Here is a 15,293-nt window from a genome sequence, read left to right on the forward strand (position 1 = left end):
ATTTTTCAGAATAAACACAACCTAAAAACACGTAATGTTAGATCTAGTAAACGACACCATTAAACGAATCGAAAAAAACGACGTTCTTTCGCAATCTGAAATACAAAAAACTAAATACATATTTGAAAACCATGATCATGTTATTCTTTCTCAAGGAAAACAGGAAATATCCGTTAAAATAGATAATGGTAGTAATGTGTTTACTGTAATTATTTTGACCGGTGATAGTGAAGATAGCTTATTGTTAAAAATAGATGGGTCTTATTCAGAATGGAATATTATTGGCCTTGCAGCTCTTTATGTCATAATAGAAGAGTATGATGGAGACAAATCTCTTTCTGACGGAAAAAAATACACCAGAGAGGGCATGATAAAACGCGTATTGGCAGAACGTCTGGATAAGGCAAACAAAGCAAACTATAAAGTTCTTTTATCTAATAATCTGTTTGGAGAACATACTTTAATTAATGAAAAAGGGAAATCATATCAAGTAACGCTTTGGGATTTTGAAGCAAAAACAGGATATATCAACAATATAGATTGGAAAACTAACAAGTTAGGCACAACCAAGCATATCCTATACCTTTTCAATTATTTAAAAGAAAACCCAACAAAAACTAAAAGACTAAGCAAAACATTTCCTTTTATAGAAGTGTATACAGATCCGTTAAATGATTACAAGATATCTTGGTTTTTTCCTGAAAAACTAAATGACGATGAGCAAGAGTTCTTGAATTCTTATTTTGGAACAAAAGCATATATCGATCATTCTAAAACAGGAACGTTCTTTTCCTTTCTTCAAAAGTCTAAAGACTTCGACCGCGTTAAAATACGGGAAGAAGTGCTTGAAAAAATAGAATCTTATTATGAAAAATCAGAATTAAATCAACTCCAACAACAAACTACATTAGACTTTTCCTCAATTAATGCAACTCTTTATCCTTACCAGAAAGAAGGGGTAGAATTTTCGGTATTTAAAAAAGGGGTGATTATTGCCGACGAAATGGGTTTAGGAAAAACTCTGCAATCTATTACAACAGCAATTCTTAAGAAAAAGTTATTCAACTTCAAAAAAACACTTGTCATTTGTCCCGCTTCAGTAAAACACCAATGGAAAAATGAAATCTTAAAATTCAGTAATGAAAGAGCAACAGTCATTGAAGGAGCTCCGGATATTAGAACCGGTGAATATGCAACAAATACCGATTTTTTTCACATTATTAATCATGAAACCGTGCTACGCGATTTATCGGAAATCAATAAATCGGCGTACGATTTTGTAATACTGGACGAGGCTCAAAAAATAAAAAACTATGAAACAAAAATAGCTATAGCTATTAAAAGTATCCAGAAAAAACATGCGTTGGTCATAACAGGAACTCCTTTAGAAAACAAATTGCTGGACATATATTCCATTGTACAGTTTTTAGACCCAAAAATACTTGCCCCACAATGGGAGTTCTCTTACCAACATTGCATTTTTGACAATCAGCATAAAAATAAAATCCATGGCTATTACAACCTTAGAAGCCTTAAAAAACGCTTAAGTTCAATATTGATACGAAGGGAAAAAAGAGAGGTATTTGACCAATTACCTAACGTTATTCAAAAAAATGTCTACGTAGAACTTTCGGAAGAACAAGCCTCAATGCATGCAAGTTTTTCAGCTGGAATTGCTAAAATTCTTAGTAAAAAATTCAAAACCACTTACGATTGGCAAAAGCTAATGCTCCTACTTACCAATATGCGCATGGTATGTGATTCCAGTTATTTAATTGACAAACATACACATCATTCACCAAAGTTGGTAGAGCTTAGAGATATACTTATAGAACGACTAGGAATTAAGCATACCAAAAACAGAAAAGTTATTATTTTTTCAGAATGGATTACGATGCTAAATCTAATAGGAGACATGCTCAAAAAAGAAGACTTAACGTTTACCATGCTTACCGGCAAAGTACCTGTTAAAAAAAGACAAACTTTAATCAAAGAGTTTGAAGAAAATGACAATTGTAAGATATTCCTATCCAGTGAGTCGGGAGGCGCCGGACTTAACCTGCAAGTAGCCGATACGGTTATTAATTTTGAAATACCATGGAATCCCGCTAAGAAGAATCAGCGCATAGGACGAATAGACAGGATCGGGCAACAGAAACAGAAACTTCATGTATTTAACTTACTGTCTCAAAATTCTATTGAAATGAAAATTGCTACAGGATTACTTTTAAAACAGAATCTTTTTGAAAGTGTATTAAATGAAGGTAACTTAACCGATGAGGTAGATTTTTCAGAAAAAGGAAAATCACAGTTCATCAAGCAATTGGAAGAAGTAATTAATGACAGTAGTTCCTATGCATCAGAAGAAATAACGATTGATGAAAACGAAACTTTGTTAGAGGAAGAAACTATTCTGATTTCTGAAGATAAACCCGAAACAGATAATACGCCTATTAACAAAAAGGTATCGAAAAATGAAGAATATGTTACTGAATCTGTGACAGAATTCAATCAGATGGAAGAGGTAATGACTAAGGGCATGGAATTTTTAACAGGTTTATATCAAATGAGTACCGGTAAAAACCTAAGTGATGTCAGTACACCCAAGGTTAAAGTTAATAAAGAAACCGGAGAAGTTTCTATTTCGTTCAAAATGGAACTCACTCCGAAAAAATGATTTTCGATTAAAACAAAACATGAACTCATATTAAAGTTTTATTTTTCAAAAATCCTGAATTTAAAATCAATTAGCTATGATTGCAGTGACGATAAAAAAGGATTCTACAAATGGAAGAATGCTTTAAAAGAGCGGTTATTTTAAAACGGCAAACCATCTTCCCAAGGTGCAACGCACAATATTATCACTTGGGGTAAAACAGCCCAAATAATTGAGAAATATGTCACAAAAGGTAAGGAGATTGCCATTGAAGGTAAATTAACCTCTCGCAGTTATGATGATAAAGAAGGAAATAAAAGATATATCACCGAAGTTGTTTGCAACGAACTATTAATGTTAGGAGGTAAATAACAGCTTTAAAATATTTTAATGAGGTCTAAAAAGTAAAAAGAGACTGTCATTACGAGGAGAGAATCGACGTGGTAATCTTTCAAATTGAATCTAGATTAAACAGATTGCCACAGTCGTCCCGATAGTTATCGAGACTCCTTCTCAATAACACTTTTTAAGATAACTTTAATTATTTTTTCGCATTATCAATATTATAATAACCACCTTTATTTCCTTTTCTATCTAAAGATTGTCTGATAATTAAGTGAGAGACATTAATCATATTTCTTAATTCGCAAAGCGATGAGGTTATTTTAGATTCCTTATAAAGATCTTCAACTTCATTATAAATTAAATCCAAATGCTTAATGGCTCTTTTTAGCCGTTTATTACTTCTTACAATTCCAACATAGTTTCTCATGAGGGCTTGCAATTGTTTTAGGTTATGTTGTATTAAAATATGCTCTTCTGGAATGGTTGTGCCTTCATCGTTCCAGTCTGGGATTGCAACATCTGGCGATTTACAATCATGTTTACTATGGTATTTAAAAATATTGTGAGCGTATACCAAAGCTTCTAATAACGAATTTGACGCTAACCTGTTAGCACCATGCAAACCCGTTCTTGAGCATTCACCACAGGCAAACAGATTATCAATAGTTGTTTTCCCTTTTTTATTTACTTTAATCCCTCCGCATAAATAATGAGATGCAGGGATTACAGGAATCCAATCTTTTTCGATATTTATATGATGCTCTAAGCATTTTTTATAAATATTAGGGAAATGATTTTTAAATGCTTCTATGTCTAAATGTGTACAGTCTAAATACACATGAGGATCTCCAGACTTTTTTAATTCACTATCGATACTTTGAGATACAATATCTCTGGAAGCTAATTCGGCACGTTTGTCATAATCAGGCATAAAACGATGCCCTTTTTTATTACGAAGATAGGCTCCAAAACCTCTAACAGCTTCTGAAATTAAAAAAGACGATTCGCCTTTTTCTTCATATAAAGCTGTTGGATGAAACTGGACAAACTCCATATCTTTAATACGTGCTTTGGCTCTATAAGCCATGGCAATGCCATCACCTGTTGCAATAACAGGATTTGTTGTATGCCCATAAACACAACCAATACCCCCAGAAGCAAGCATCGTACTATTTGCTTTTATGGTAAAAATATCACCAGTATTTTGATTAAATATATAAGCACCAAAACACGATAAAGTTTCAGATTTATAGTTATCAATATGATGGTTGGTAACCAAATCGATAGCAAAATGATGTGGTAAAATGGTGATATTTGGTAATTGATGTACACGCTTTAACAGTGCGCGTTCTATCTCGTACCCAGTAATATCTTTATGATGAACCACACGGTATTCCGAATGTCCGCCTTCTTTCCCTAGGTCAAGATTTCCGCTGGCATTGGTGTCAAAATTTGCTCCCCAAAGCAGTAATTCTTTCAGTCGTTTAGGGCCTTCTTTTATAACCAGTTTAACGACATCTTCTTTACACAAACCATCGCCGGCAATTAAAGTATCTTTAATATGTTTTTTAAAGGAATCTTTTTCTTTATCTAAAACGACAGCAACACCGCCTTGGGCATATTTAGTATTAGATTCGTCCTCATTAGCTTTTGTAACTATGATAACTTTTCTCTCTGGGAATTTTTCTGCAATTTTAACCGAAAAGGTTAAACCTGCTATTCCAGAGCCAATAACTAAATAATCTGTAGTAACCATTTTTTATTTAGATAGTTCTAACATACGCTCAATAGGTAGTAACGCTTTTTTTCTAATAGGTTCCGGCACTTCAATTTGTGGCGATTCGTTTAATAAACAATCATACAATTTTTGCATGGTATTCATTTTCATAAAATGACACTCACTACAAGCACAGGTATTATCTTCTACAGCAGGAGCAGGAACAAGTTCTGTATTTGGCATTTCTTGTTGCATTTTATGTAAAATACCTGCTTCTGTAGCCACTATAAATTTTTGATCCTGATGCTCTTTTACATAATTTATCATACCAGAGGTGGATCCAACATAGGTTGCAGTATCTAAAATATGCTCCTCAGACTCCGGATGTGCTATAATTTTATATTCTGGATATTTCTTATGTAATTCAATTAATTTATCCATCGAAAAGGCTTCATGTACAATACAGCTACCGTCCCAAAGTAACATATCTCTTCCTGTTTCTTTAATAACATACTTCCCAAGATTCTTATCTGGCGCAAATATAATAGGGGTGTCTTTTGGTACCGATTCTACAATCTTTAAGGCATTTGAAGACGTGCATACAATATCGCTTAACGCTTTAATTTCTGCCGAACAGTTTACATAAGTAATTACAATATGATCTGGATGTTGTTTTGTAAAGGCTTCGAAACTATCTGGTGGACAAGAATCTGCCAGCGAGCATCCAGCATTTAAATCGGGTAATACAACCGTTTTTGAAGGGTTTAATATTTTAGCAGTTTCGGCCATAAAATGTACGCCTGCAAATACAATAACATCGGCATCTGTTTCGGCTGCTTTTTGCGATAAACCTAAACTGTCTCCTACATAATCGGCTATGTCTTGTATTTCTGCTACTTGATAATAGTGTGCCAGAATTACAGCATTCTTTTCTTTTTTAAGACGTTTTATTTCTTTTACTAAATCCATGTTGCTAATCTTCACCAGATTACAAACAAACTAATCTGTCTGTAATATCTTTGTTTTTGCAAATATCTTAATTAAAATCGTATTGAAAATCACATGGCATCAAAAATTGGGAAGAAATTAAACATCTTCAAAAAAATCATTGGATAGAAGAGTCTAACTCAAATAAACGATTTAATATTTAGTAAAAACAGAATGGGGCTATATTTATAAATGGTATTCTGTAGCAATATGTTAACTTTTTATTGGTAAATTTTCAATTTCGACCTTAATAAGACTTAAGGTCATTTCACTTTTATCTAATTCATTAAGAACGGTTTCTTTAATGTCTTCAAAGGTGCTTTTTAAATCATGAAACATTGTTTTATAATACGAAATACCTTCTTTCATATTGTTAGTAAAAGTTAGCAAGTATTTTTCTTCTTTTTTTGTTATTGACTCTTTTACATCTTCTAATTTCTTCTTTAAAAAATCTATATAAATATGTAATTCTTTAATAAAGAAATTTGGCCTGTCATGTCTGGTAATCATATTATCTCTCCCATATATATGGTCTGTAATATTCTTTAAACTCATAATATTAGAATAATACGCCATATTAGGGCCGGGACAAACAGACACGCCTTCTCCTTCTACTTTTGTGTCTAAATTATATGCCAATAACGCAGAAGTACCTAAGCCTACACAGGTACAGGATTTTTCAATGATTTTGTTAAACTTAGCTTGATATTCTTTTAAAGGCAAGCCTTGTTTATCTAACTCCTTTATTTTTAAATGTTGGTATTCTCTAGAAGCAGTACAAATTCCTTTTTCTTTAAACTCTTTATTTAAAGCTACAAACTTCTTTGGACAAGCACTCCCTGGTCTTCCTTTATTAATAAACATCTCCTTTTCGAGATCTTTAGTATTATCTCTAAGATTATTAAATGGAATGCCTAATGGCGAAATATCGCTTAAATATAAATCGTCCTCTTTAGCTTTAGCTAACTTGTTTAATGTTTTTTCATCTACAGTTGTTGCTTCTGGTACTAATAAAAAAGGCGTTCCCCAACCAACAGAATCTAATTGGTATTGATTTATTAAAAACTCGTGTTCTTCTTGAGTGCCTACACCCCCTTGCGCAGAAATTTTTATAGATAGTGGTGTTTTAGAAACGACACGCCCTTGATTTATTAATTCTTGATTTAACAGGTCTTGAATGGCGCTCCTTAGTTCCTCCCGTTTCTCTTTAAATTCATCTAAAACAGGCCCTAAAAGATATCCGTTAGTAGCAAAAGCATGACCTCCGCAATTTAGCCCAGATTCAATTCTATATTCTGAAACCCATAACCCCTTTTTTGCCAGAAACTTACCTTGGACTAACGCCGATTTGTAATCACTTACCTTTAAAATAATTCTCTTTTTAAAGGCGCCATTTTCTGCAGGATAAAAATCATCAAACTGGCTCATATAGCCATATAGCCTGGGGTTCATTCCGGCAGAAAGCACCACAGAAGAGTTTAATTTACTATTTACAAAACCTCTTAAAGCGGCATGTGCATCGTTATACTCTACAGATAATTTTTCATCTTTATTATAGTTGTCTTTGTCAACTTTGGTCATAATATTAACATCAATACTACCTTTAACCAAGTTTTTAAGAGTCCATTTTTTAATTTCAGGTATGTTAAACCCTTTTTCTGTAAGTTTTTTAAATTCTGTTTTTAATGAAGCTCCATTGGGAAGCATGTTTATATAAGCTTTTAAATCGTCACTTTTTTTTACTCCTATACTTTTTAGATCTTCAAATTTTTTATCAGCTAAGTCATGAATTAAATCCAAATATGATGTAATTCGTTTTGCTCTAAAATCTTGTACTTTATCTGTAATTTCGTTATAAGGAATTTCAAATTTTTCGCTATACATCTTTCTTAACTTCTCAAGTAAAATATCATCTACTAAAGAAATAACAGAATCCATACCATACTGGGCAACTTTTAGAGGTGTATCAACCGTAAAGCCAATACCCATAACGGGAATATGAAATGAATGCATTTTTTTCATCTAACTATATTTATTACTGTTTCTTTAAACGTTATTAAGCGCCGAAGATATTAGTTTACCATAACACCAAGTATGACTTTTATCATACTATTTTTGGCAGAATTAATATTGGTAGCATATAAAAAACCTTAATTTTCAGGCTTTAATAATTATAAAGATTCTGGTTAAGTAGTTTTTTTTTAAATTATTCACAATTAGAATTCACCAAACTAGAAAAATTGATAAATCTTTATCTAGTTTACATGCTTTAAATAAAGCTTCGTTATTTTTGCAGTTAATTTTCAATAGAACGAAACTATGTCGGTAGAGCCAAAATTAATGCGATTTAAACAAAGTGTCCTGTCTAAATATCAAATATACAACAGTATATTTATGACATTACCTTTCGATACTATTACAAAAACAGGAATACTACTTCCTTTATTTCATGAAACCTGCGAAAAAGGTTTTGCCAAAGGTGACGACCCTACAACTATTGTAGATACGTTTTTTAAAAAATACCAAGCAAGACGATCTAAAGAAAGTCAAATAAATTTACTGTTTCGTTTTATTCAATATATAGAACGACAAGTTGTATTATTTGATGCTATTGAAGACGCTGCATTTCCAATAGTTAATAATATGGAAGGTATTGGTACTTTAAGAAACCTTAAAGAGACGGCTATCTCGCAAAATAGGTTAGAAGCCTTAAAAGATTATCTTGAAGAGTTTAAAGTACGTATCGTTTTAACAGCACACCCAACACAATTCTATCCTGGTTCGGTCTTAGGAATCATCACAGATTTAACTGAAGCTATTAAAGAAAACAACCTATCCAATATTAATAATTTATTTGGTCAATTAGGAAAAACTCCCTTCTTTAAACACAAAAAACCAACACCTTATGATGAGGCAAAGAGTTTAATCTGGTACTTAGAGAATGTATTTTATCAATCGTTTGGCGAAATTTATAATTACATTCAGCAAAACATTTACGATGATAGTAAAAAGCATAACGAAATTATAAATATTGGCTTTTGGCCTGGAGGTGATCGTGATGGAAACCCATTTGTAAAACCAGATACAACCTTAAAAGTAGCCAAAAAATTAAAACAGGCTATCTTAAAGAAATACTATTCCGATCTTAAAAAACTAAGACGTAGACTAACATTTAGAGGGGTAGAAGAACGTATTATAAAATTAGAGACCATACTGTACGACTATAGTGTTGATTTAAACACAAAAGAAACAATTACTTCGAAAGAGCTTATCTTAGAGTTGTTAAGTATTAGAGATCTTATTGTAAAAGAGCATCAATCCTTATACGTAGGTGAAATAAACAATTTAATAAATAGGGTTCGTCTTTTTGGTTATTATTTTGCTACTCTGGATATTAGACAAGATAGTAGAATTCATCATAGTGTTTTTACAACGGTTATAGATCATTTAATTGAAACAGGAAATCCTTCATTCCCTAAAAATTATCATGATTTATCTGAAAAAGAGCAAATTAAAATATTATCTGAAGCCTCTGATGCTTCAATTGATATAAGTGTTTTTAAAGACGAGATGGTTTTTAATACTTTAAAGACTATTGAAGCTATTAAAGAAATTCAAGAAACCAATGGGGAGCGTGGTGCCAACAGGTATATTATAAGTAATAATCAAACAGCTTTAAATGTCATGCAGCTTTTTGCTATGCTTAAACTGATTACATTTAAAGACAACTTAACGGTTGATGTTGTTCCTCTTTTTGAAACGATTACCGATTTAGAAAATGCCCCTGGTGTTATGGAACAATTGTACTCCAACCCAGCCTATATGGCACATTTAAAAAGCAGAGGCAATAAGCAAACCATTATGCTAGGTTTTTCAGATGGAACTAAAGACGGTGGATATTTGATGGCTAACTGGGGAATTTTTAAAGCAAAAGAATTGCTAACGGAAATGTCTAGAAAATATGATATCACAGCTATATTTTTTGACGGACGTGGTGGGCCTCCAGCTAGAGGTGGAGGTAAAACACATCAGTTTTACTCATCACTTGGGCCAACCATTGAAGATAAAGAAGTGCAATTGACCATTCAAGGACAAACCATTAGTTCTAATTTTGGAACGTTAGAGTCCTCGCAATACAATTTAGAACAGTTAATCAGTTCTGGAGTTTCTAATCGTTTAGATGAGAATAAATCTGCTATGTCTCCAGACGATAAGTTTGTTATGAATGATTTAGCTGAAATAAGTTATAAAGCCTACAAAGATTTTAAAGGACATCCTATGTTTATTCCTTATTTGGAAAGAATGAGTACTTTAAAATATTATGCAAAAACCAATATTGGAAGTAGGCCTTCAAAACGATCTAATTCTAATGAATTAGTGTTTTCAGATTTAAGAGCTATTCCGTTTGTAGGATCATGGAGTCAATTAAAACAAAATGTCCCAGGTTTCTTTGGTGTCGGTACTGCTCTAAAAAAGTATGAAGACCATGGCGAATTTGATAAAGTAGAACAGCTTTATAACAATTCGAAATTTTTCAAAACCTTAATAGAAAATAGTATGATGTCTTTATCGAAATCGTTTTTCGATTTAACGAAATACATGTCTAAGGATCCTGAATTTGGAGCGTTTTGGAATATTATTTATAACGAATATATCACTACTAAAAGAGTTCTTTTAAAACTCACAGGTTATGAACGATTAATGGAAAACGAACCATCTGGAAAAGCTTCTATTGAAGTTAGAGAATCTATTGTTTTGCCATTACTAACAATACAGCAGTACGCACTTAAAAAGGTACAGGAATTAGAAAAAGCAGATGTAAAGGATGAAGAACAGTTAAAAGTTTTTGAAAAGATTGTAACACGTTCTTTATTTGGTAACATTAATGCCAGTAGAAATTCAGCGTAAAGACTTCTAAAATATTAAATAAAATAAAGCCAACTAAATTTTAGTTGGCTTTATAATAAACAAGCTATTAAATAGAACTTAATCTAGGACTGGTATACGTAATAATTGTCCTGAATAAATTTTATTAGGGTCTGAAAGCATAGGCTTATTGGCTTCAAAAATAATAGGATATTTCGTGGTGTCGTTATAAAACTTCTTTGCAATTTTTCCTAAAGTATCACCGCTTATTACTGTGTAAAATTGTGCTTCAGGTTCTACATGTTCTACTGTTATTTGATCATCTACAATTGCGATTCCTTTAGAATTTCCAACAACTAAAACAGCTTTCTCTCTAGTAGCCTGATCGTGAGCCAATCCGGAAATAATAGCAATATCATCATCAATAAAAATATTTAAGTTTTCTATTTGCAATTGTAAATCGATAATAGTCTCTTTAAGTTTTTTTGCAGCCGCTTTTTCTAATATAAGCTCCTCTATTGCTACTTCGGATGGATCTTCTGCATCAGCTTTCCTAATTCCGAATATTTTAATACCAGCATTTTTAATAAATGAAAATAACCCCATTGTTTTTTATATTCTTAAGTCCTATTTTTTGTTGATATTTTTTAGACACTGAGAAATTTATAAGGTCACATATTTTATGATTTTTTTTAATAAGACATAAAAAAACCGCTTAAAGAAATTATTCTTTAAACGGTTTTTTACTAAATAACCAACCAAAATTTTAGTAAAGCTTTAATTTGAATTACTTAAAAAGCATTGTCAAATTAATTAGCTAAATCAATCCCATTGATAGGAGGGGTCTCACTTTTTAATTAACCCTTGTATTTTCTCTTGGGTTCTCTACTTTATCTTTTCTAAACTTACGTTTCTTTTCTTCTAAAGATTCTGTTTTTCCTTTTATATCTCCAGATGATTTTAAGAATTGAATATATCCTCTTCCTTCAAACTCATATATGGTTTCAGACGATGGATGAAACAGTTCTATCTTTCCGTCATTTATAACGCTTAATTCAAAGTATTCATTGTCGAAGAAATTATAATCTAATGTTAAAGTTTTTAAATATAAATCTCCGCTTACATCACCTACACCATAAACACCTGTGTAATCCCAAATAAGATTATTTACACTAGTACCAGTTTCATTTTGCGAACTTTGAAATGTTGAGTCGTTTCCACCAGCTAAAAATTGTAAATAATTCTCGTTATCAAATTCATTAATAGCACCAAATTCACTGGTATATGTTTTTTCCCATGCTTCATATTCTTGTAAGAAATAGTGAATATTGTCGTAGAATACAAAATCGTAATCAAAATTATTACGTTGATAACCGTCTAGAAAATAAGATGTATCATTGTTAAGATTATAGAGCTCTATGGTATTGCTATCTATTTGGTATACATCAAACGTTTCAAACCCGTCAATATCGTGGGTAACATCTAAAATCATCTCATAGGCATTGTATTCACCAACATCAATTCCAAACCCGTTACCACTATTACCTAACCCAACGATATTATTATTAGCATATACTATACCGTTTCTAAAAGATATTGTAAACGCTTTTTGTAAAAAAGGTGTTTCACCAAACCCCTTTGTATTATTAATATCTACATACCACAATTCATATGAGTTTAATAATTGATTTATAGATATAGTTGGTTCGTCATCAATATTTACCTCTGTGTAACATGATGTAAACAACGTTGTTGCTAAAGCAAAGCTTAAAAGTAATTTTACAGTCTTCATAATCAAGCATTTTTTAGGTTTATACTTGAATATTTTCAAAACACGTGCCAAAAAACATTTTCTTAATCTTTTCTTGATCTAACTAAGACCATTATTTTGTGTATTTTTGGAACATAAATGATTTGTTATTTATGGATAAACCTTTAAAGTATGCGGTTTTTGGAGCAGGAAGTTGGGCTACTGCTATTGTAAAAATGCTTTGCGAAAATTTAGATGAAATTGGGTGGTATATGCGAAGTGTTTACACCAAAGAGCATTTATTAAAAGAACAGCATAACCCTAATTATTTAAGTTCGGTTGAGTTTCACTTGGAGCAATTAAAACTTAGTAACGATATAAATGAAATAGCTACTTATGCAGATGTTCTATTTTTTGTAATTCCTTCTGCTTTTATTCATGCCGAGTTAGAAAAGCTAAATATTGATATTTCTAATAAAATAATTGTATCTGCTGTAAAAGGGATTATGCCCGAAACAGGGCTTTTAGTAGGCGAGCATTTTCATGATGTTTATAATATTCCTTATGATAATATTGCAGTTATAGCAGGCCCTTGTCATGCCGAAGAAGTTGCTTTAGAGCGTTTATCTTACTTAACCATTTCATGTTCGGATACAGAAAAAGCGAAAACGATAGCTAATAAGTTGTCTAGCGACTATATAAAAACCAAAATTAATGATGATATTATTGGGGTAGAATATGCTGTTATGCTAAAGAATATATATGCTATTGCAGCAGGCATTGCACACGGTTTGGGTTATGGTGATAATTTTCAAAGTGTTTTAATGAGTAATGCAGTACGCGAAATGAAACGTTTTATTAAAAAAATGCACAAAATGAAACGTAACATTAATAATTCTGCTTACTTGGGAGATTTATTAGTAACGGGTTATTCGGTTTTTTCCAGAAATCGCATGTTTGGCAATATGATTGGTAAAGGTTACACGGTAAAATCGGCTCAAATGGAAATGAATATGGTTGCCGAAGGCTATTATGCTACAAAAAGTGCGCATTTACTTAACCAGAAAAATGCTAAAAAAACACAACTTCCAATTATTAATGCCGTTTACCAGGTTTTATATGAAGGTAAAAATCCTAAAAAAGTATTTAAAAAACTAACTGATAAGTTGGATTAAAGAAATGCATAGCTTGTTTTAATAAATTAACATCTCGTTGTCTTCAATTCGAAGTGTTAAAATTGAATTCATTCCTCCTTTAAAGGAAGCGAGTTTTACTAACCTTATATAAAATAATATTTTTTATCAGAAACTTAATTCTTCCCTTGTTTGAAGGGAAGGTGGATTTATCCCGAAGTATATCGGGATAAAGACGGAAGGGTTAGGGTTTATTTCACCAAAACACCTTTTACGCTCATTAAGGGTATTGGCTGTAACGCTTTTAAATTAATCGTGTTTTTTCTAAACAAATAGGTTTTATCAAACATGGTATTACCTTCAAAAAAAGATACTTTAAAGGTATTGTTTAAAGCAAACAACTCCTCTTGCATCAATTCTATTTTTGCATAACTTTTTTTGGGAAGTTTATCTAATTTTTTTCTAAATACAGACGTTTGCTTATCATTAGAATAACCACTGGTAACAATAAGTACCATTTCTAAATCTACATCTTTATTATTTATTATATAGGCATTCCAATCTTGAGTTTTGTAAATATCATTGTATTCATTTACAATGGCCACATAAACGTCTTCAACTTTTGGAATTTGGATGTCTTTTTTCATTTTGCCATTCCTGCGAAGGCAGGAATCTTATTAATTGAAGTTATAAAGTGGATTCCGCATTCAAGTGCGGAATGACAAAGCATCTATAAAGCACTCTTAAACTGCTCTAAAAACCTAACATCATTCTCACTCAATAAACGAATATCACCTATTTGATGTAGTAACATCGCTATACGATCTATACCAACCCCAAATGCAAACCCTGAGTATTCTGTTGGATCTATTTTACAGTTCTCTAAAACATTAGGGTCTACCATGCCGCAACCTCCAATTTCTAGCCAACCGGTTCCTTTGGTAATTTTATAATCCGTTTCGGTTTCTAAACCCCAATACACATCTATTTCTGCACTAGGTTCTGTAAAAGGAAAGTACGACGGACGTAATCGTATTTTAGATTTTCCAAACATCTCGGTAGTAAAGTGCTGAAGCGTTTGCTTTAAATCTGCAAAGCTGACATCTTTATCAATATATAGACCTTCTACTTGATGGAAAAAACAGTGTGACCGTGCCGAAATCGCTTCGTTTCTAAAAACTCTACCCGGCGAAATAGTACGGATAGGCGGGGTGTTGTTTTCCATATAACGAACTTGTACAGAACTGGTATGAGTACGCAATAAGATGTCTGGATTTGTTTGAATAAAAAACGTATCCTGCATATCACGTGCCGGATGATACTCTGGTAAATTTAGTGCTGTAAAGTTATGCCAATCATCTTCTATTTCTGGACCTTCACTAACATTAAACCCAATACGTGAAAAGATATCTATAATTTGGTTTTTTACAATAGAAATAGGGTGACGTGCCCCAATTTGAATAGGTTCGCCCGGACGAGATAAATCACCATAAATACCTTTTACTTCTTCTTTGTTTTCCAGTTCTTCTTTTAAGGCATTTACTTTATCTTCCGCTGTGTTTTTAAGTTGATTAATTATTTGTCCAAACTCTCTTTTTTGTTCGTTTGCAACATTTTTTAATTCACCATAAAACTCCTTTAGTAACCCTTTAGAGCCTAAATACTTTATACGGAATGCTTCTACTTCTTCCTTTGACTGTGTTTTAAAGGCCTCTGCTTCTGCTATAAGTTCTTTTATCTTATCTATCATGATATATATTCAAAATGATGGCAAATTTAATCATTTTATCGGGATTTGCGTTAAGGATTTAGGTCTTCAATTTCGCTTAGAGTAAACGT

At 32.1% G+C, this 15,293-nt stretch carries 10 protein-coding genes and 1 pseudogene; 4 read left to right on the forward strand and 7 right to left on the reverse strand.

From position 1 onward, the window contains the following. Positions 1-34 precede the first annotated feature (34 nt). Both Q4Q35_RS05850 and Q4Q35_RS05855 read left to right on the forward strand, forming a co-directional pair. Positions 35-2,677: a DEAD/DEAH box helicase gene (locus tag Q4Q35_RS05850; RefSeq protein WP_303277012.1), complete on the forward strand. Its 2,643-nt coding sequence runs from the start codon at positions 35-37 to the stop codon at positions 2,675-2,677. A gap of 159 nt (positions 2,678-2,836) precedes the next feature. Beyond that, positions 2,837-3,028: pseudogene (locus tag Q4Q35_RS05855) on the forward strand (single-stranded DNA-binding protein); the annotation flags it as partial. A 169-nt stretch (positions 3,029-3,197) separates the two neighbouring features. Here the strand turns inward: Q4Q35_RS05855 and nadB are convergent. The 3 genes from nadB to Q4Q35_RS05870 form a co-directional block, all read right to left on the reverse strand. Beyond that, a complete protein-coding gene (gene nadB / locus Q4Q35_RS05860) occupies positions 3,198-4,757 on the reverse strand; it encodes an L-aspartate oxidase (protein WP_303277013.1) in 1,560 nt (519 codons plus the stop codon). A 3-nt stretch (positions 4,758-4,760) separates the two neighbouring features. Next, positions 4,761-5,687 (reverse strand): quinolinate synthase NadA, encoded by a 927-nt coding sequence (gene nadA, locus Q4Q35_RS05865; RefSeq protein ID WP_303277014.1) that lies wholly within the window; start codon positions 5,685-5,687, stop codon positions 4,761-4,763. Positions 5,688-5,918: 231 nt separating this feature from the next. After that, a complete protein-coding gene (locus tag Q4Q35_RS05870; RefSeq protein WP_303277015.1) occupies positions 5,919-7,727 on the reverse strand; it encodes a hypothetical protein in 1,809 nt (602 codons plus the stop codon). A gap of 297 nt (positions 7,728-8,024) precedes the next feature. On the opposite strand from Q4Q35_RS05870, the gene Q4Q35_RS05875 reads away from it, so the two are divergent. After that, on the forward strand, positions 8,025-10,613 hold the full coding sequence (locus Q4Q35_RS05875) for a phosphoenolpyruvate carboxylase (protein WP_303277016.1): 2,589 nt from the start codon (positions 8,025-8,027) through the stop codon (positions 10,611-10,613). 78 nt (positions 10,614-10,691) lie between these two features. On the opposite strand, the gene lysM is transcribed toward Q4Q35_RS05875, so the two are convergent. Both lysM and Q4Q35_RS05885 read right to left on the reverse strand, forming a co-directional pair. Further along, positions 10,692-11,177 carry a peptidoglycan-binding protein LysM gene (gene lysM / locus Q4Q35_RS05880; RefSeq protein WP_303277017.1) on the reverse strand — a complete coding sequence of 162 codons (486 nt, stop codon included), beginning with the start codon at positions 11,175-11,177 and terminating at the stop codon, positions 10,692-10,694. Positions 11,178-11,424: 247 nt separating this feature from the next. Next, the gene (locus Q4Q35_RS05885) at positions 11,425-12,363 is read right to left on the reverse strand and encodes a nicotinic acid mononucleotide adenyltransferase (protein WP_303277018.1); all 939 of its coding nucleotides are present in this window, start codon (positions 12,361-12,363) and stop codon (positions 11,425-11,427) included. A gap of 131 nt (positions 12,364-12,494) precedes the next feature. On the opposite strand from Q4Q35_RS05885, the gene Q4Q35_RS05890 reads away from it, so the two are divergent. Next, a complete protein-coding gene (locus Q4Q35_RS05890) occupies positions 12,495-13,496 on the forward strand; it encodes an NAD(P)H-dependent glycerol-3-phosphate dehydrogenase (protein ID WP_303277020.1) in 1,002 nt (333 codons plus the stop codon). A 209-nt stretch (positions 13,497-13,705) separates the two neighbouring features. Here Q4Q35_RS05890 and Q4Q35_RS05895 read toward each other — a convergent pair whose 3' ends face one another. Then, on the reverse strand, positions 13,706-14,101 hold the full coding sequence (locus Q4Q35_RS05895) for a hypothetical protein (protein WP_303277021.1): 396 nt from the start codon (positions 14,099-14,101) through the stop codon (positions 13,706-13,708). A gap of 83 nt (positions 14,102-14,184) precedes the next feature. Further along, a complete protein-coding gene (pheS, locus tag Q4Q35_RS05900) occupies positions 14,185-15,204 on the reverse strand; it encodes a phenylalanine--tRNA ligase subunit alpha (RefSeq protein WP_303277022.1) in 1,020 nt (339 codons plus the stop codon). Positions 15,205-15,293: the final 89 nt, after the last annotated feature.

Origin of the sequence: Flavivirga aquimarina (assembly GCF_030540835.1) — a bacterium.
Taxonomy (GTDB): domain Bacteria; phylum Bacteroidota; class Bacteroidia; order Flavobacteriales; family Flavobacteriaceae; genus Flavivirga; species Flavivirga aquimarina.

Excerpts from the sequence above, each read along its gene's own strand:
- Q4Q35_RS05850 (WP_303277012.1), top strand. The coding sequence starts at position 35 with ATGTTAGATCTAGTAAACGACACCATTAAACGAATCGAAAAAAACGAC.
- nadB (WP_303277013.1), bottom strand. The coding sequence starts at position 4,757 with ATGGTTACTACAGATTATTTAGTTATTGGCTCTGGAATAGCAGGTTTA.
- nadA (WP_303277014.1), bottom strand. The coding sequence starts at position 5,687 with ATGGATTTAGTAAAAGAAATAAAACGTCTTAAAAAAGAAAAGAATGCT.
- Q4Q35_RS05870 (WP_303277015.1), bottom strand. The coding sequence starts at position 7,727 with ATGAAAAAAATGCATTCATTTCATATTCCCGTTATGGGTATTGGCTTT.
- Q4Q35_RS05875 (WP_303277016.1), top strand. The coding sequence starts at position 8,025 with ATGTCGGTAGAGCCAAAATTAATGCGATTTAAACAAAGTGTCCTGTCT.
- lysM (WP_303277017.1), bottom strand. The coding sequence starts at position 11,177 with ATGGGGTTATTTTCATTTATTAAAAATGCTGGTATTAAAATATTCGGA.
- Q4Q35_RS05885 (WP_303277018.1), bottom strand. The coding sequence starts at position 12,363 with ATGAAGACTGTAAAATTACTTTTAAGCTTTGCTTTAGCAACAACGTTG.
- Q4Q35_RS05890 (WP_303277020.1), top strand. The coding sequence starts at position 12,495 with ATGGATAAACCTTTAAAGTATGCGGTTTTTGGAGCAGGAAGTTGGGCT.
- Q4Q35_RS05895 (WP_303277021.1), bottom strand. The coding sequence starts at position 14,101 with ATGAAAAAAGACATCCAAATTCCAAAAGTTGAAGACGTTTATGTGGCC.
- pheS (WP_303277022.1), bottom strand. The coding sequence starts at position 15,204 with ATGATAGATAAGATAAAAGAACTTATAGCAGAAGCAGAGGCCTTTAAA.